This is a genomic window from Escherichia sp. MOD1-EC6021, assembly GCF_002965245.1.
GTDB lineage: Bacteria > Pseudomonadota > Gammaproteobacteria > Enterobacterales > Enterobacteriaceae > Escherichia > Escherichia coli_F.
Genome location: NZ_PTRU01000003.1, coordinates 217342 through 235050, shown reverse-complemented (window position 1 = coordinate 235050; position 17709 = coordinate 217342). Strand labels below are relative to the sequence as shown.

At 52.5% G+C, this 17709-nt stretch carries 16 protein-coding genes; 6 read left to right on the top strand and 10 right to left on the bottom strand.

What is annotated here, in order from left to right; genetic code table 11:
* Positions 1-99 precede the first annotated feature (99 nt).
* From gfcB to etk, 6 genes are read left to right on the top strand one after another with little or no spacing between them, the layout of a single operon-like run.
* Positions 100-744, top strand: coding sequence for a lipoprotein GfcB (gene gfcB, locus BEB54_RS05460; protein ID WP_001316256.1), 645 nt, complete (start codon positions 100-102; stop codon positions 742-744).
* Entirely contained in the window at positions 741-1487 is a 747-nt protein-coding gene (locus BEB54_RS05455; protein ID WP_105277086.1) for a capsule biosynthesis GfcC family protein, read from the top strand. The genes gfcB and BEB54_RS05455 overlap by 4 nt, the downstream gene beginning before the upstream one ends.
* Positions 1487-3583: a YjbH domain-containing protein gene (locus BEB54_RS05450; protein WP_105277085.1), complete on the top strand. Its 2097-nt coding sequence runs from the start codon at positions 1487-1489 to the stop codon at positions 3581-3583. The genes BEB54_RS05455 and BEB54_RS05450 overlap by 1 nt, the downstream gene beginning before the upstream one ends.
* A 45-nt stretch (positions 3584-3628) precedes the next feature.
* Entirely contained in the window at positions 3629-4768 is a 1140-nt protein-coding gene (locus tag BEB54_RS05445; RefSeq protein WP_001295357.1) for a polysaccharide export protein, read from the top strand.
* Entirely contained in the window at positions 4756-5202 is a 447-nt protein-coding gene (etp, locus tag BEB54_RS05440) for a protein-tyrosine-phosphatase Etp (protein WP_000057871.1), read from the top strand. The genes BEB54_RS05445 and etp overlap by 13 nt, the downstream gene beginning before the upstream one ends.
* A gap of 19 nt (positions 5203-5221) precedes the next feature.
* Positions 5222-7402 (top strand): tyrosine-protein kinase, encoded by a 2181-nt coding sequence (etk, locus tag BEB54_RS05435; RefSeq protein ID WP_105277084.1) that lies wholly within the window; start codon positions 5222-5224, stop codon positions 7400-7402.
* Between the two features lie 120 nt (positions 7403-7522).
* Here the strand turns inward: etk and appA are convergent, their stop codons facing one another.
* The 10 genes from appA to hyaA form a co-directional block, all read right to left on the bottom strand.
* Positions 7523-8821, bottom strand: a complete 1299-nt coding sequence (gene appA / locus BEB54_RS05430) for a bifunctional acid phosphatase/4-phytase (RefSeq protein WP_105277083.1) — start codon at positions 8819-8821, stop codon at positions 7523-7525.
* A gap of 75 nt (positions 8822-8896) precedes the next feature.
* A complete protein-coding gene (cbdX, locus tag BEB54_RS05425) occupies positions 8897-8989 on the bottom strand; it encodes a cytochrome bd-II oxidase subunit CbdX (protein ID WP_105277082.1) in 93 nt (30 codons plus the stop codon).
* A 12-nt stretch (positions 8990-9001) separates the two neighbouring features.
* Positions 9002-10138, bottom strand: a complete 1137-nt coding sequence (appB, locus tag BEB54_RS05420) for a cytochrome d ubiquinol oxidase subunit II (RefSeq protein ID WP_065226548.1) — start codon at positions 10136-10138, stop codon at positions 9002-9004.
* 11 nt (positions 10139-10149) lie between these two features.
* Entirely contained in the window at positions 10150-11694 is a 1545-nt protein-coding gene (gene appC / locus BEB54_RS05415) for a cytochrome bd-II oxidase subunit 1 (protein ID WP_000263563.1), read from the bottom strand.
* 133 nt (positions 11695-11827) lie between these two features.
* Entirely contained in the window at positions 11828-12685 is an 858-nt protein-coding gene (locus BEB54_RS05410) for a hydrogenase expression/formation protein (RefSeq protein WP_039020491.1), read from the bottom strand.
* Positions 12682-13080 (bottom strand): hydrogenase-1 operon protein HyaE, encoded by a 399-nt coding sequence (gene hyaE / locus BEB54_RS05405; RefSeq protein ID WP_039020490.1) that lies wholly within the window; start codon positions 13078-13080, stop codon positions 12682-12684. Before hyaE ends, BEB54_RS05410 begins: the two co-directional genes overlap by 4 nt.
* A complete protein-coding gene (hyaD, locus tag BEB54_RS05400; RefSeq protein ID WP_000003634.1) occupies positions 13077-13664 on the bottom strand; it encodes a hydrogenase 1 maturation protease in 588 nt (195 codons plus the stop codon). Before hyaD ends, hyaE begins: the two co-directional genes overlap by 4 nt.
* On the bottom strand, positions 13661-14368 hold the full coding sequence (hyaC, locus tag BEB54_RS05395; RefSeq protein ID WP_001186429.1) for a Ni/Fe-hydrogenase b-type cytochrome subunit: 708 nt from the start codon (positions 14366-14368) through the stop codon (positions 13661-13663). The genes hyaD and hyaC overlap by 4 nt, the downstream gene beginning before the upstream one ends.
* A gap of 18 nt (positions 14369-14386) precedes the next feature.
* On the bottom strand, positions 14387-16180 hold the full coding sequence (hyaB, locus tag BEB54_RS05390; protein ID WP_032183883.1) for a Ni/Fe-hydrogenase large subunit: 1794 nt from the start codon (positions 16178-16180) through the stop codon (positions 14387-14389).
* Complete coding sequence (gene hyaA / locus BEB54_RS05385) at positions 16177-17295, bottom strand: hydrogenase 1 small subunit (protein ID WP_001353311.1); 1119 nt, start codon at positions 17293-17295, stop codon at positions 16177-16179. The genes hyaB and hyaA overlap by 4 nt, the downstream gene beginning before the upstream one ends.
* Positions 17296-17709 lie beyond the last annotated feature (414 nt).

Below are 17709 nucleotides of genomic sequence, written 5' to 3'. Positions count from 1 at the left end.
TTAGCGCGTCAAAATTAAAGTTAAATGATACCCGGTTGCGATATTCGTACCGGGCTTTAGAGATTTGCATTTTTTTAATTAACCTTTCAAGGATTAAAGGTGCGCCCTCTTATTTTATCGATTTTCGCACTATTTCTTGCGGGATGTACACACAGCCAGCAAAGTATGGTCGATACATTTCGCGCCAGCCTTTTCGATAATCAGGATATCACCGTAGCGGATCAGCAGATCCAGGCGTTGCCTTATTCCACGATGTATTTACGCCTTAATGAAGGGCAACGAATCTTTGTGGTACTGGGATATATAGAACAAGAACAAAGCAAATGGTTATCCCAGGATAACGCCATGCTGGTTACCCACAATGGACGTCTTTTAAAAACCGTCAAACTTAATAATAATCTGCTGGAAGTGACAAATTCCGGGCAGGACCCTCTGCGTAACGCGCTGGCAATAAAAGACGGCAGCCGCTGGACGCGCGATATTCTCTGGAGTGAAGACAATCATTTTCGCTCTGCGACCCTGAGTTCCACTTTTTCCTTTGCTGGATTAGAGACGCTGAATATTGCGGGTCGCGATGTGCTGTGTAATGTCTGGCAGGAAGAGGTAACTTCCACGCTGCCAGAAAAACAGTGGCAAAACACATTCTGGGTCGATTCGGCTACTGGCCAGGTTCGTCAAAGTCGGCAAATGTTAGGCGCAGGGGTTATTCCCGTAGAAATGACGTTTCTTAAACCCGCACCATGAATAAATTACAGTCGTATTTCATTGCCAGCGTACTTTACGTAATGACACCCCATGCCTTTGCGCAAGGAACGGTGACTATTTATCTGCCTGGCGAACAACAGACACTTTCCGTTGGCCCCGTGGAAAATGTTGTCCAGTTGGTGACACAACCGCAACTGCGCGATCGCCTCTGGTGGCCTGGTGCCTTGCTGACCGACTCTGCGGCGAAAGCTAAAGCGCTTAAAGACTACCAACATGTCTTGGCACAGCTTGCTTCCTGGGAAGCAGAAGCTGACGACGATGTGGTGGCAACGATTAAATCCGTGCGCCAGCAGTTACTCAATCTCAATATCACTGGTCGCTTACCGGTCAAACTGGACCCTGATTTTGTACGAGTGGATGAGAACAGCAATCCCCCGCTCGTCGGGGACTATACGCTCTATACCGTACAGCGCCCAGTGACTATTACTCTGCTGGGTGCGGTTTCTGGGGCTGGGCAATTGCCCTGGCAGGCAGGCCGTAGCGTTACCGATTATCTGCAAGATACCCCCCGTCTTGCAGGCGCGGACAAGAATAACGTTATGGTGATTACGCCTGAGGGTGAGACTGTCGTCGCCCCTGTTGCCCTGTGGAATAAAAGACATGTGGAACCACCGCCTGGCAGCCAGCTTTGGTTGGGCTTTTCTGCGCATGTACTGCCCGAAAAATATGCTGATTTAAATGACCAGATTGTGTCTGTTTTAACGCAACGTGTTCCTGACTGATGAAGAAGAACTCTTATCTTTTAAGCTGCCTGGCCATTGCCGTCTCCAGTGCCTGTCATGCTGAAGTATTAACCTACCCGGATCCGCTGGGGTCGTCGCAATCAGACTTTGGCGGCACAGGATTGTTGCAGATGCCAAATGCGCGCATCGCACCGGAAGGTGAATTCAGCGTCAACTACCGGGATAACGATCAATACCGTTTCTACTCCACGTCCGTGGCGCTGTTCCCATGGCTGGAAGGCACCATTCGTTATACGGATGTGCGCACACGCAAATATAGCCAGTGGGAAGATTTCAGCGGCGATCAGTCATACAAAGACAAATCTTTCGATTTTAAACTTCGCCTGTGGGAAGAAGGTTACTGGCTACCGCAAGTGGCGTTTGGTAAACGTGATATTGCTGGTACGGGTCTGTTTGACGGTGAGTATCTTGTGGCCAGCAAGCAAGCGGGGCCATTTGATTTCACCCTCGGGATGGCGTGGGGCTACGCCGGTAATGCGGGCAATATAACCAACCCGTTTTGCCGGGTGAGCGATAAATATTGTCATCGCGCAGAGTCTCACGATGCGGGAGATATCAGCTTTAGCGATATCTTTCGTGGTCCGGCGTCCATCTTTGGCGGCATTGAGTATCAAACGCCGTGGAATCCTCTGCGTCTGAAACTCGAATACGACGGCAACAATTACCAGAATGATTTTGCGGGCAAATTGCCGCAGGCAAGTCATTTCAATTTCGGTGCTGTGTATCGTGCTGCCAGCTGGGCAGATCTTAACCTTAGCTACGAGCGCGGTAACACGTTGATGTTTGGCTTCACATTACGGACCAATTTCAACGATCTGCGCCCTGCCCTGCGCGATACGCCAAAACCGGCATATCAACCTGCGCCGGAATCTGAAGGATTGCAGTACACCACAGTAGCGAACCAACTTACCGCGCTGAAGTACAACGCAGGTTTTGAAGCACCGGAAATTCAGCTGCGCGATAAGACGCTGTATATGTCTGGTCAACAATACAAATACCGTGATTCTCGCGAAGCGGTCGATCGTGCCAACCGGATTCTGGTGAATAACCTGCCGCAAGGCGTTGAGAAGATTAGCGTGACGCAAAAGCGCGAGCATATGGCGATGGTGACGACCGAAACCGACGTAGCCAGCCTGCGCAAACAGCTCGCCGGTACCGCGCCTGGTAAAGCAGAGCCACTGCAACAACAACGTGTTGAAGCTGAAGATCTTTCTGCCTTTGGTCGGGGCTACCGTATTCGTGAAGATCGCTTTAGCTACTCTTTCAACCCAACACTTTCACAGTCGCTGGGCGGCCCGGAAGATTTCTATATGTTCCAGTTGGGGCTGATGTCCAGCGCCCGCTACTGGTTTACCGATCACCTGCTGCTTGATGGCGGTATTTTCACCAATATTTACAACAACTACGACAAGTTTAAGTCTTCGCTGTTACCCGCGGACTCTACCCTCCCCCGCGTGCGCACGCATATCCGTGACTACGTTCGCAATGACGTTTATCTCAACAACTTGCAGGCGAACTATTTTGCCGACTTAGGCAACGGTTTCTATGGCCAGGTGTACGGCGGTTATCTGGAAACGATGTATGCCGGTGTTGGTTCCGAGCTGCTTTATCGCCCGCTCGATGCCAGCTGGGCGCTGGGGGTGGACGTTAACTACGTGAAGCAGCGTGACTGGGACAACATGATGCGCTTCACCGATTATTCCACGCCAACAGGTTTCGTGACGGCTTACTGGAACCCGCCGACGCTCAACGGCGTACTGATGAAACTCAGCGTTGGGCAATATTTGGCAAAAGATAAAGGCGCAACGATCGACGTCGCCAAACGCTTTGACAGCGGCGTGGCGGTAGGGGTATGGGCGGCAATCAGTAACGTATCTAAAGATGACTACGGCGAAGGCGGCTTTAGTAAAGGTTTTTATATCTCGATTCCGTTTGACTTGATGACCATTGGACCTAACCGCAACCGCGCGGTGGTTTCGTGGACACCATTGACGCGTGATGGTGGACAAATGCTGTCACGTAAATACCAGCTCTATCCAATGACGGCAGAGCGAGAAGTACCGGTTGGACAATAACCTGACGTAATTCATAACATTACAATGACTGATAAATATAAACCAATGAAAAAGAACATTTTTAAGTTTTCGGTACTGACATTGGCTGTTCTGTCTTTGACAGCATGTACCCTTGTTCCTGGTCAGAATTTATCGACCAGTAACAAGGATGTCATTGAACTACCTGACAATCAGTATGACCTGGACAAAATGGTCAATATCTATCCCGTCACGCCAGGATTGATTGATCAGCTGCGCGCCAAACCGATTATGTCGCAGGCTAACCCGGAGCTGGAGCAGCAAATCGCGAACTATGAATATCGTATCGGCATTGGTGATGTGTTGATGGTGACGGTCTGGGATCACCCGGAACTAACCACACCCGCAGGGCAATATCGTAGCGCCAGTGATACTGGCAACTGGGTTAACGCTGATGGTGCAATTTTCTACCCTTATATTGGTCGCCTGAAAGTGGCCGGGAAAACGCTTACCCAAGTACGCAACGAGATTACAGCGCGTCTGGACTCAGTCATTGAAAGCCCGCAAGTCGATGTCAGCGTCGCGGCGTTCCGATCGCAAAAAGCGTACGTCACCGGCGAAGTCAGCAAATCGGGTCAGCAGCCGATTACCAATATTCCTCTGACCATCATGGATGCGATTAACGCCGCGGGCGGTCTGACCGCAGATGCAGACTGGCGCAACGTGGTGCTCACCCAGAATGGCGTAAAGACCAAAGTGAACCTCTATGCGCTGATGCAGCGTGGCGACTTGCGCCAGAACAAACTGCTGCACCCGGGCGATATTTTATTTATTCCGCGCAACGATGATCTGAAAGTCTTCGTGATGGGTGAAGTGGGTAAACAGAGCACGTTGAAAATGGACCGCAGCGGTATGACCCTGGCGGAAGCACTGGGTAACGCTGAGGGTATGAATCAGGATGTCGCTGATGCGACGGGGATTTTTGTTATTCGTGCAACGCAAAACAAGCAGAATGGCAAAATCGCCAATATTTATCAGCTGAATGCGAAGGACGCATCGGCAATGATACTCGGAACGGAATTCCAGCTTGAACCTTACGACATTGTTTATGTCACTACCGCGCCGCTGGCTCGTTGGAACCGTGTGATTTCTCTGCTGGTACCGACGATTTCCGGGGTGCATGACCTGACAGAGACTTCACGGTGGATTCAAACATGGCCCAACTAAAATTTAACTCAATCCTGGTGGTTTGTACCGGCAACATTTGCCGTTCGCCCATTGGCGAGCGCTTGCTGCGTAAACGTCTGCCAGGCGTAAAAGTCAAATCGGCAGGTGTTCATGGTCTGGTAAAGCACCCTGCAGATGCAACAGCGGCAGATGTTGCCGCTAATCATGGCGTATCTCTTGAAGGACATGCCGGACGTAAGCTTACTGCTGAGATGGCACGAAATTACGATCTGATTCTGGCAATGGAGTCGGAACATATTGCTCAGGTTACGGCAATCGCTCCCGAGGTCCGCGGGAAGACAATGCTGTTTGGGCAATGGCTGGAACAGAAAGAGATCCCTGATCCCTATCGTAAAAGCCAGGACGCATTTGAACATGTTTACGGCATGTTGGAGCGCGCCAGTCAGGAATGGGCGAAGCGCCTTAGCCGGTAATTTGAGTTTATAAAATACGATGACAACTAAAAATATGAATACGCCACCAGGCAGCACTCAGGAGAATGAGATCGATCTGCTTCGTCTGGTCGGCGAGTTATGGGATCACCGTAAGTTTATTATCAGCGTGACTGCGTTATTCACGCTGATCGCTGTCGCTTACTCGCTGTTAAGCACGCCAATTTATCAGGCAGATACTCTGGTCCAGGTTGAGCAGAAACAGGGCAACGCCATTCTCAGCGGCCTGAGCGATATGATCCCTAACTCATCGCCCGAGTCAGCACCGGAGATCCAACTGCTGCAATCGCGCATGATTCTCGGTAAAACCATTGCTGAACTGAATCTGCGCGACATAGTTGAGCAAAAGTATTTTCCGATTGTGGGTCGCGGCTGGGCGAGATTAACCAAAGAGAAACCAGGTGAGCTGGCGATCAGCTGGATGCACATCCCACAACTGAATGGTCAGGATCAGCAACTGACACTCACGGTTGGGGAAAACGGCCACTATACGCTGGAAGGTGAAGGGTTCACCGTCAATGGTATGGTCGGCCAGCGTCTGGAAAAAGACGGCGTTGCGCTGACTATCGCGGACATTAAGGCCAAACCAGGAACGCAGTTTGTCCTGAGCCAGCGTACCGAACTGGAAGCGATTAACGCGTTGCAGGAAACCTTTACCGTTAGCGAACGCAGTAAAGAAAGCGGGATGCTGGAACTTACCATGACCGGTGATGATCCCCAGTTGATTACTCGTATTCTGAACAGCATCGCTAACAACTATTTGCAACAGAATATCGCTCGCCAGGCGGCGCAGGATTCACAAAGCCTTGAATTCTTACAGCGCCAGTTGCCAGAAGTGCGCAGCGAGCTGGACCAGGCGGAAGAAAAACTCAACGTTTATCGCCAGCAGCGCGATTCGGTTGACCTTAACCTGGAAGCCAAAGCCGTTCTTGAGCAGATTGTTAACGTTGATAATCAACTCAATGAGCTGACCTTCCGCGAGGCCGAGATCTCCCAGCTGTATAAGAAAGATCACCCAACTTATCGTGCGCTGCTGGAAAAACGCCAGACGCTGGAGCAAGAACGCAAACGCCTGAATAAGCGGGTATCGGCAATGCCTTCCACTCAACAGGAAGTATTGCGTTTAAGCCGTGACGTAGAAGCGGGCCGTGCGGTATATCTGCAATTACTTAACCGCCAGCAGGAGTTGAGTATTTCGAAATCCAGTGCGATTGGTAACGTGCGGATTATCGACCCGGCAGTCACTCAGCCGCAGCCAGTGAAACCGAAAAAAGCATTGAATGTGGTGCTTGGTTTTATTCTCGGTCTGTTTATTTCGGTGGGTACCGTGCTGGCGCGTGCGATGTTGCGTCGTGGTATAGAGGCACCGGAACAACTGGAAGAACACGGCATTAGCGTTTATGCCACCATCCCGATGTCCGAGTGGCTGGATAAGCGTACCCGTCTGCGTAAGAAAAATTTATTTTCTAATCAGCAGCGCCATCGTACTAAAAATATCCCCTTCCTGGCGGTGGATAACCCGGCGGATTCTGCTGTGGAAGCCGTACGTGCGCTACGAACCAGTCTGCACTTCGCTATGATGGAGACAGAGAATAACATTCTGATGATCACCGGTGCGACGCCAGACAGTGGTAAAACGTTCGTCAGTTCAACTCTGGCGGCGGTGATCGCCCAGTCCGATCAAAAAGTGTTATTTATTGATGCCGACTTACGTCGTGGTTATTCGCATAACCTGTTTACCGTGAGTAATGAACATGGCTTGTCGGAATATCTGGCAGGGAAAGATGAGCTCAACAAAGTGATCCAGCATTTTGGCAAAGGAGGCTTTGATGTGATTACTCGCGGTCAGGTGCCACCTAACCCGTCTGAACTGCTGATGCGCGATCGGATGCGTCAATTACTGGAATGGGCGAACGACCATTACGATCTGGTGATTGTCGATACGCCGCCGATGCTGGCGGTGAGCGATGCTGCGGTCGTGGGGCGCTCTGTCGGCACCAGCCTGCTGGTTGCGCGTTTTGGCTTGAACACCGCCAAAGAGGTGAGCTTGTCAATGCAGCGTCTGGAACAGGCTGGCGTTAATATTAAAGGCGCAATCCTCAATGGTGTGATTAAACGCGCCAGCACCGCTTACAGTTATGGCTATAACTATTACGGTTATAGTTACTCCGAGAAAGAGTAAAACTGAAGGTAAGGTGGCCGGATGCGGCGTGAACGCCTTTTCCGGCCTACGCATCAGACAGTTCTTCGTTTGTCATCAGCTTCAGAGCATTCAGGTAACTGAATGCTCTTTTTTTATGCATTACAAACTGCACGCCGGTATGCGTGCTTCATTCACGATTTGCGTAAAACCGGCCAACGAACACATGCCCTGCGCGTTTCGCTCTTCACATCCTGCCAGGGTCAGTTTCACCTCTCCGGGCGGCGTATTTAATGATAGCGGCGTTTTATCACGCATCTGCTGTAAAGTCTGGAAGACCAGCGAAACCTGAATCCAATGGCTGTTATCGCTTAGCCTACGCCAGCGTTCAAACACCAGTTCACCACCTGGCGGTGTGTTATCCGGCTGACCTGGAAGCGTCCAGTTGAGCTCCAGTGCGCCGCCGAGATTTGCCAGATTAGTATCGTGTCCGGCGATAAACAGCACTGAAGTGGGTAATGTCACACCATACACCTGTTTTTGCGGTGGATGGGGCATCAACGCTGTCATGATCAAATCCAACAACGGGGTGGCACGACTGCGGGCAACCTCTGGCGTGCGTTGTAGCAAATAAAACTGCGCGTTATGCAGGCTTAGCAAGGTGTTCCACTGGTGTGAATCGGTGATCCTTCCCCACCCCGGCTCCGGCATTCCCTGTGCTTGTTGCAGGAGAAATATCTCCGTCAGCATTGACGCCAGGCTTACCGCACCGGTTAATGAGACATTGTCGGCGCTCACCTTGAGTTCCGATGGTAATACCTGCGTTAATGAACAGCTTTCGTCCTGTTTCTCACGGTTAAGGCACAAGTTTGATTGTGGGAAATTAAGCACCTGTTCCAGTTCGCGAAACGCCGTTTGCCGATGCCCGGTAAAGTCAGCAATTGACCCTCCTGCCCTGCTGAGGATCGCGTCAGTCACGTTCGCGTTATCCAGTTGGCAAATGCCAGTTTTTAGAGGATTAAATAACGGATCGGGACTGGACGTATCTGCCTGGGTATGTACGGTTATTGCACAGTCAGGTGCCAGCCCGGCGGCGAAGGCTTCGCCTGTTTTACGGGTACGCTCGTCGACATCAGCAATAATCGCGACCTGACCAGGCTGCGGGCAGCCCTTTTTCGCCAGCAATCCGTCAGCCACCAGACGCTGGCGTTGGTAATGCCCGAGATAAGTGATCAGCTCCCCCCCGCGCGGTGTCAGCCAACCCAATTTAACCGGCCAGGTTGGCCATGCGTCTGGGGTGACATCCTGCATGAGTTGCGTGGCTTTGGTTGGCGCACGCACACCATGACGACTGACAATCACCACACTTTCCAGTTTCAGCTCCGGCTCACTCTGAGCGAATGCAGATTGCGGGGTTAACGGAATCAGAAGAGATATAAATGGGATCAAGATCGCTTTCATCGATATGTTTCCGTTTTTCATATCCGACACTATTGTCTGATGCGACGCGAATACGCCGCACCAGGTCTACGTTCGTTAACCTTTTAGACGCGGGTCCAGCCATACCAACACAAGGGTGGAGAGCGAACACATCAACAAAATGCCGACGAACCAAAGTAAATACCACATTGTTCCTGCTCCTTAGTACAACTCGTTTTCGTTACGGCGGAGAGTTTCTGTTGTCATGCGCCCCCACATTTTGTAGTAGCTCCAGAGAGTGTAGAGCAACACAATGGGCAAAAATATCAGCACGATTACCAACATAATGCTCAGCGTCAATTGGCTGGAAGTGCTGTCCCACAACGTCAGGCTGGAGATCGGACTCACGCTTGACGGCATGACGAAGGGGAACAGCGTGATGCCTGCCGTGAAAATCACGCCAAATTGCATCAATGATGCCATCAAAAATCCCCAACCCGGGCGACCACGATAAATCGCCATCACCGTCAGCAATGGGCAGAAGAACCCCAGCAGCGGGAAGATCCACAAAACGGGCGATTCGACAAAATTATTCATCCAGGCACCAGGTAGCACTGCCACCAGTTTCATTAACGGATTGGAAGGACCGTTAGCATCCTGGGCGAGCAGTACAAAGCCATCAATACCGACCCACAGCCAGTAACCCGCCAGCAAAAAGCACAGCATCACTAACAGTGCAGCGCGTTTAGTCGCCAGCTGTGAACGCAGATGAATCACACCAACAGTTTTCAGTTGTAACCAGACGCCACCTTGCAAAATCACCATCCCAAGGCTGAGCAATCCGCACAATAAAGGGAATGGCGTCAGCAGTTGCCAGAAGGTGCCGAGATACTCCACGCGTAATTGCGGTGTGAAGGCAAACGGCACGCCGAGCAACAAGTTGCCGAAGGCGATACCGAAGACTACCGGCGGCACCAGACTGCCGATGACCAGTCCGGCATCCCACATTTTACGCCAACGTGCATCGGCGATTTTTCCGCGATAATCAAAGGCCAGCGGGCGGAAGAACAGCGAGCACAGCACCAGAATCATCGCCACATAAAAGCCGGAAAACGCCGCTGCATACACTCTGGGCCAGGCGGCAAATAATGCCCCACCTGCGAGGATTAACCAGACCTGATTGCCTTCCCAGTGCGCGCCAACGCTGTTTATCACTATCCGGCGTTCATCATCATTACGCGCCACCAGCGGCAGCAGACAGCCGATCCCCATGTCAAATCCGTCGGAGATCATAAAGACCACCAGGATCACGCCAATCAGCAGCCACCAGATGAAGCGCAATGTTTCATAATCAAACATGATTTTCTCCTTTACCCCTGTTGCTGCGTCGGTTGTTCACTCTGCATCGCGCTCGGCCCCAGACGGGCATATTTCTGCATCAGGTAGACTTCGGCGATTAAGAACAGGGTGTAAAGCCCTACGATCATGATCAGTGAGAAAGCCAGTTGTCCTGTGGTTAAAGCGGAGTGCGCGGAGTATGTCGGTAAGATGTCCTGTATCGCCCACGGCTGACGACCAAACTCGGTCATAAACCACCCGGCTTCAATCGCAATCCACGGCAGCGGCAAACTCCAGAGCGCCATTTTCAGTACCCAGCGATGCTGGTCGATTTTGCCACGCAGCGTCTGGACAAGCGCAATCAGCATCACCAGTAGCAGCAGAGAACCACAGCCCACCATGATGCGGAAACTCCAGAATACCGGCGCAACCTGAGGTATCGCGCCACGCATCGCCGCCTGGTACTGTGCAGCTGTGACATGGTTCATATCCGGCGCATAGCGGGAGAGCAACATGCCGTAACCAAGGTCGCCTTCCAGCTCCCGGAATGCCTGCAACACATGCGGCTCACGATTGCCTTGCGATATTTCCTGCATTAACAGCCAGGCCATACGTCCGCGTTGCAAGCGTGGGTAGGTTTCAGCCATCAAATTCTTCAGACCCGGCACGGGTTTATCTAATGAGTGAGTGGCGAGGATCCCTAGCAGCGCAGGAATTTTGATGGCAAAGGCGTTACGCTCTTGATCCTGTTCCGGCCAGGCAACTACATGGAACGGTGCAGGTGCAGGTTCCGTTTGCCACTCCCCTTCCATTGCCGCCAGTTTTACCGGTTGTACTTGCGCGACTTCATACGCAGAACTGTCTCCGAGTTGCAGCGTACCGATAATCGCCAGAGTACCGAAGACGGAACCGATGGCAAACGAGCGTAATGCAACATCGCGCTCCCGTCCGCGCAGTAAATACCAGGCGCTGATCGCCATAATAAACATGGCCCCGGTCACGTAGCCCGCCATTACGGTGTGCACAAATTTCACCTGGCTGACCGGGTTAAAGACCAGCTCGCTGAAGCTGGTCATTTCCATACGAAGGGTGTCGATATCAAAATGCGCACCGGTCGGGTATTGCATCCAACCGTTGGCATTCAATATCCACAACGCAGAGAGATTTGAACCGAACGCCACCAGCCACGTCACCAGCAGGTGCTGGTATTTATTCAGCCGTTGCCAGCCGAAGAAGAACAGCCCGACAAAGGTGGATTCGAGGAAGAAGGCCATTAATGCTTCCATCGCCAGCGGTGCGCCAAAAATATCGCCCACATAGTTGGAATAGAATGACCAGTTAGTACCAAACTGAAACTCCATCGTCAGGCCGGTAGCCACGCCAAGAGCAAAGTTGATACCGAAGAGCTTACCCCAGAAGCGCGTCATATCGCGGTAGATTGTTTTGCCGGTGACCACGTAAATGGTTTCCATGATAGCCAGCAAAAAAATCAGCCCCAGGGTAAGGGGTACAAATAAAAAGTGATACAGCGCGGTCAGAGCAAACTGCCAGCGCGATAAATCAATGACATCCCACATGCGCACTCCTGTAGGCGAAGAGAGAAAAATAACCCGTTAATGGTAGATCTCCCTCTTTATCCTGAAACTCTACGACCAGAGGTATTCGCCGATTGCGATATTCATAAGCCTGAAAGCGATACTTACCGTCTTTTTACGTCGGTGCACCTTCCGCCAGCCACTGACATACCTCGCTAAGCCGCTGCGCAGAGTCGACCAAATCTTCTGGCGCTGCCAGCACCACTTCCGGTATTGGGCAGATTTCATAACTCTCAAGTAACGGGCCTTTTAAGGTGTCCGTACAGCGTAAATGCCAGACATGCCGCAGGCCGGTCGCGTTGATATAGCTCTCGCCGTAGCCAATGGTGCGAATCTGAATATTTCCCGGCCCACAGAGACGTGAGAGAAAAAGCCGATCAGCCTCGCTGATAGGTAATTGCGTCAGATTAATGCTGTGCGGCTGCGCGTCAGGATTACGTACATGTGCCAGTAATTCATGAGCCAGCGGTAGGCCATTCATCAGGCCATCAATGGGCGGCGGTAACAGAGAATCTGTCGGCAAGACGTTTTGCGTTGCCGCCTGCCACAATGCCAGCGGCGCGCAGCCAGCCTCCAGTTTGTCCTCCAGCAACTGTTCGCCGCAACGTCTGCGCACCCGCCATAATCCGCAGAAGATCGCCTCCTGTATTTCACTTTCACTGTCGTCAGCCTGCTGAATGCGCACTGACACTTCCCCTTCCCCGAGAAGCGTATTGATAAAGTGACGATCGTCGGCGTTGAGATTGAACAGATCGACTGCCAGCACCTCGCCCAGCGGCGGCTGGCGCTCGCTTAGTTGATGTTGCAACTCGTTTAATAGCGCAATCACCTGCGGGCTATGCACACACTGTTCCAGGGCAGCCATGCTCGGTTCATCATTCACCTGACAGGTAATCGGCAGTGGATTCATGCTAAAACTATCATCATCAGGCTGCGTTCCTGGCCCCAGCAGATGGAAAAAAGTTTCGCTCATGAGGCACGCTCCTGTTGCGGTTCGACAAGCCCGCGCATCAGGTTTATCAGTTCCGCCCACGGGTGAATACCATTCAGCACGCCGCGATAGCTACCACCGGTAAACACCAGTGTGGCGGGAAAACGAAATACGCCAAAACGATCACCGATGGCTTCGCTTTGCTCAAGGTCGGCAATCGCTACCTGCCATGTATAATCAGGAAACTCGCGCAGTAATTCGCCAATCATTACCGGATTATCGCTGACCTCTGGCGTGCGTTTCAGGTCACTGCTTAATAACACCACACCGTCTGGCGCTTGCGTAAGCCAGTCGTCAAGACGGGATTCACTGATCGGCGTCCAGCCGCGCGCCAGCATACGTTGCCACAACGCATCAAATGGCGTGTCGTTGCTCATTCCTGCTCCTCCAGCGTCATCCGGTACTGGCGCAAGCGAACGCCTTCGTAGTTTTCCATCGACAGACAGTCATAATTGAGACAGCGCGATTCATTAGCCGGTTGCGGCTCAATTCCCCACGCAGCCAGTTGCGCCAGCGCCCCCTGTTCCGCGGCGGGCAGTTGCTCCCGAGCCAGTTCGCTCAGGCTACCGCCGTAGTCGTCGAGCATCGCGGGTTGCAGGCCGACGAGGGCAATATGTGCTGGCAGATTTCCGCGGATATCTGCCAGCGCCAGTACTTCGGAGAAACTGTTCTGGTGCAGGCTCATTTTCTTCGCGCTGAGATAGGCCGGAATGCGTTCTCCGGCATACGTTCGTAGCGTTCCGGGTTCCAGCCCGTAATCAATGGCGTCGAGAATCAGCAAGTGGCTGGCGCTTTCGACATACCCCAGCAAGTTCAGTCCCTGAGTGCCGCCATCAACAATCTCGACTTCATCGGGCCAGTGGTAATGGGCATACAACCGTTCCGCCACCCGCACGCCGAAGCCTTCATCGGCCCACAGCAGATTGCCCAGCCCCATTACCACCACGCGTTGCTCGCTCATGAACGCTCCTTGTTACTTATTTTGCCAAATTTGTGGCTACGGTAGCCGTTGACCATGGTGGAGATCACTGTGTCGTCGGACATGATGTCTTCACGCAGCGCCATGTAGACATGACCGATAACAAACGCGCCAATCAGCCACATCCCCAGCCGATGCCAGCTGTGAATGTCCATTGAGTTGCCGCCCGTCCAGTAGAAAAATTCCACCACATAACGGAACGGCGCAAAAATAGCGTACTGACTATGTTCGCTGTACAGCGCAAAGCCGGTGACGATCATAAATACCGACATCAGGAAATAGCCGAACATCGCCGCCTGGGCGATGGGGTTATGACCTATATCGGCACTCGGACGTTTTGCCAGAAACAGATACCAGCGGATTTCATACCACACGCCCTGCCACCAGCTTTTACGCCATACCGGCACGATAAACAGCTCGCGTGAGTAGCGATTGCCGACAAAAGCCCAGTAGATCCGCATCAGCAAGACCACGGTAAAAACCATCCCGGCGCTGAAGTGAATTAACCTGATGTAGCCCATATAAAACAGATACGTCGCCTCACCGCTGACCGAAGGCAGCGGCTTGCCGATAAAGTAACCGGTGACCATCAACACCGCCATGCATAACACCGTCAGCCAGTGCCATATTCGCACGGGTGCTTCAAAGACATAGTGACTGACAACGTTGTCGCTTTTCTGTTGCATGATGATTCTCCTTCGCTGTTAACGCACCTGCACGGAGATCAGCTCGCTACCGTCGTCGCCCAGCACGTGTGTTGAACAGGCGAGGCACGGGTCAAAGCTGTGCAGAGTACGCAGGATCTCCAGCGGTTGCTCGGGGATCGCCATTTTGGTGTTCATCAGCGCGGCTTCATAAGCGCCAATTTGCCCTTTGGGGTCGCGCGGGCTGGCGTTCCAGGTGGTCGGCACCACACACTGGTAGAGATCAATCTTGCCGTCACGAATGGCAGCCCAGTGGCCTAGCGCTCCACGCGGCGCTTCGGTAAAACCGACACCACGGCACTCTGTCGGCCAGGTTGCAGGTTCCCATTTTTCAGTGGACGCGGTGGCGAGATTGCCGTTTTTAAGGTTGGTCATCAACTTGTCGAAGAAATATTGCAACTTACCTGCGGCCCACTGCGCTTCGTGCGCGCGGCACAAAATGCGGCCCAACGTTGACTGGATGCCGGAAAGCGGCAGGTTCAACGCCGACATCATGCGATCGACCGACTCAACGGTCGCAGCATCGCCTTTGTGATAAGCGATCAATGTGCGTGCCAGCGGCCCCACTTCCATCGCGTTACCGCGCCAGCGTGGCGCTTTGATCCACGAGTAGCGTTCCTGTTCATTCAGCTGCTGAATGTTGGTATCGCTGCCTTTGACATCGCCGGGGTTGTACCACGGGTCGGTAATACCATCGAACGGATGACGCCCGATCTGATCGTTGGGATAACGATACCAGGCGTGATCGACAAATTCCTGCACCTGCTGCGGATCGACTAAATCCACTGGCAGCACATTGTTGAAGTCGCCGTTGATCACCGCGCCGCCAGGCATTAGCAGACTTTTCTCGCCAAAGTCGTTGGCAATATCCGGGAACGCCCCGTAACTGAGGACACATTTATCAGAAAGACCAGTGCCGATTTCGCTCCACGGTTTGTTGAATTGACCGATGGCTAAAGCGTCAGGGATCATCACGTTATTAATGAAATCCGCCGTGCGGGTAATGATCGACTGCACCAGATTCAGGCGTTCCATATTGACCGCCCCGACCGCGCCGCTTTCGTCAATGTTAATAGCGCAAGGCATTCCGCCGACAATCCAGTTTGGATGTGGGTTTTTACCGCCAAAGACCGCGTGGATTTTGACGATCTCACGCTGGAAATCGAGAGCTTCGAGATAGTGGGCAAAGCCCATCAGGTTGGCTTCTGGCGGCAGTTTGTACTGCGGGTGCCCCCAGTAGCCATTGCGGAAGATCCCCAATTGGCCGCCTTCAACGAATTTCTTCAGTCGGTTTTGCACATCGAAGAAATAGCCAGGTGATGATTTCGGCCATGAGGAGAGGCTTTGCGCCAGTTCGGAGGTTTTCCGCGGATCGGCTTTCAGCGCATCTAACACATCGATCCAGTCCATCCCGGCAAGCTGATAAAAGTGCACCAGATGGTCATGGCACCAGAGCGTCGCCAGCATAATGTTGCGGATGATATTAGCGTTGTCCGGCACTTTAATGCCGATAGCATCTTCGATGGCATAGACCGAAGCCAGAGCGTGTACGCCGGTACAGACGCCGCAGATACGTTCCACGAACGCCCACGCATCGCGCGGGTCGCGCCCTTGCAGAATGATCTCCAGCCCGCGAAACATGGTGCCGCAGGAGACGGCATTGGTGATCACATTCTGATCGTTAATATTCACTTCACAGCGCATGTGGCCTTCAATGCGCGTAATCGGGTCGACCACCAGGCGGCGTCCGGCATTGTTGATGGTGTATCCTTGAGTTTCGTACTGAGTGCTCATGCCTGTTTATCCTCATTGCCTGGCTGTTGTTCGGTTTCTGTAGGTTGCTGGTTATGACGTCTGCGCTGATCAACGGCGCTGGCGACCGCATGTACACCAACAGCCGCAGCCACCACGCCAAGCGCGGTTAAGCCGACGGTATCAGCGGTGGAATGGGTACCCATTTGTGGAATATCGACTACGCGGCTGTAGAATGAACCGCGATCCCAGAAACCATTTTCCGCACAGCCCAGGCAGCCGTGACCAGACTGGATTGGGAAAGAAACGCCATCATTCCAGCGTGTGGAGGAACAGGCGTTATAGGTGGTAGGCCCTTTGCAGCCCATTTTGTACAGGCAGTAACCTTTGCGGGCAGCGTCATCATCCCAACTCTGGACGAACTCTCCGGCGTCAAAGTGAGCGCGGCGATAACATTTATCGTGAATACGCTGACCATAGAACATCAATGGACGGCCCATTCTGTCGACATCCGGCAGACGATCAAACGTCACCATGTAAGTAATGATGGCGCTCATCACATCCGGGATCGGCGGGCAGCCAGGTACTTTGATAATGGGTTTGTCGGTGATGACTTTGTCGATAGGCGTTGCCTGCGTCGGATTGGGCCGCGCGGCCTGCACGCAGCCCCAGGACGCGCAGGTTCCCCAGGCGATAATCGCACTGGCTCCGGCAGCGGCACGTTTGAGTTTCTCAATAAACGGTCGACCACTGCTGATACAGAACATCCCCTGCTCGCCCAGCGGTGGATTACCTTCTACTGCGAGGATATATTTGCCATTGTATTGCGTGATGATGTCTTCAAAGACTTCTTCCGCCTGGGTTCCGGCAGCAGCCATCAAGGTATCGTCGTAATCGAGGGAAATCAGGGAAAGGATGACGTCCTTCGCCAGTGGGTGAGCGGAGCGGATAAAAGATTCGGTACAGCAGGTGCATTCAAGACCGTGGATCCACACCACAGGAATGCGCGGTTTATTCTCCAGCGCCCAGGCAATCTTCGGAGCCATTCCCGCGCCTAATCCCAGCGAGGTGGCAGCCAGACTGCAATATTTGAGAAAGCTGCGCCGGGTAACGCCCTGACGCCGCATGGCCTGGTAAAATGTTTCCTCATTATTCATATCGCACGTCTCTTCTCCTTGCGACACCGGCAGGACACCGGGCGCTTATGGTCGGCAAGCGACGTCCCTGTAGCAAGGCAAACCATCGCTTCACGTGAGATGCTGAAAACGAAAGCTCATCCTTCTGCACTGGCGCACGTCGCCAGAAAGTATTGTTAATAAAGCGTAGTGAAACTTTTGCACGAAACAATACAAACTGTGTGGATTTATCTTTTAGCGATAAAAATGGACCTATTTTTCTTTTTGCCGGGCAGTGGGGATGTTTAGCCGGTTGCTAAACGAGTAAAAGAGAAGGAATTCATGGTGATGAAATGATCAAACTGCTGTTATTTCACGCTATCAATGCGGTTTTGGCTGTTTTTCAGGCAAACGAACAAATTAGGGGTTTACACGCCGCATCGGGATGTTTATAGT

Coding starts and splice junctions, on each gene's coding strand:
- BEB54_RS05455 (WP_105277086.1), top strand. CDS start 741: ATGAATAAATTACAGTCGTATTTCATTGCCAGCGTACTTTACGTAATG.
- BEB54_RS05450 (WP_105277085.1), top strand. CDS start 1,487: ATGAAGAAGAACTCTTATCTTTTAAGCTGCCTGGCCATTGCCGTCTCC.
- BEB54_RS05445 (WP_001295357.1), top strand. CDS start 3,629: ATGAAAAAGAACATTTTTAAGTTTTCGGTACTGACATTGGCTGTTCTG.
- etp (WP_000057871.1), top strand. CDS start 4,756: ATGGCCCAACTAAAATTTAACTCAATCCTGGTGGTTTGTACCGGCAAC.
- etk (WP_105277084.1), top strand. CDS start 5,222: ATGACAACTAAAAATATGAATACGCCACCAGGCAGCACTCAGGAGAAT.
- appA (WP_105277083.1), bottom strand. CDS start 8,821: ATGAAAGCGATCTTGATCCCATTTATATCTCTTCTGATTCCGTTAACC.
- cbdX (WP_105277082.1), bottom strand. CDS start 8,989: ATGTGGTATTTACTTTGGTTCGTCGGCATTTTGTTGATGTGTTCGCTC.
- appB (WP_065226548.1), bottom strand. CDS start 10,138: ATGTTTGATTATGAAACATTGCGCTTCATCTGGTGGCTGCTGATTGGC.
- appC (WP_000263563.1), bottom strand. CDS start 11,694: ATGTGGGATGTCATTGATTTATCGCGCTGGCAGTTTGCTCTGACCGCG.
- BEB54_RS05410 (WP_039020491.1), bottom strand. CDS start 12,685: ATGAGCGAAACTTTTTTCCATCTGCTGGGGCCAGGAACGCAGCCTGAT.
- hyaE (WP_039020490.1), bottom strand. CDS start 13,080: ATGAGCAACGACACGCCATTTGATGCGTTGTGGCAACGTATGCTGGCG.
- hyaD (WP_000003634.1), bottom strand. CDS start 13,664: ATGAGCGAGCAACGCGTGGTGGTAATGGGGCTGGGCAATCTGCTGTGG.
- hyaC (WP_001186429.1), bottom strand. CDS start 14,368: ATGCAACAGAAAAGCGACAACGTTGTCAGTCACTATGTCTTTGAAGCA.
- hyaB (WP_032183883.1), bottom strand. CDS start 16,180: ATGAGCACTCAGTACGAAACTCAAGGATACACCATCAACAATGCCGGA.
- hyaA (WP_001353311.1), bottom strand. CDS start 17,295: ATGAATAATGAGGAAACATTTTACCAGGCCATGCGGCGTCAGGGCGTT.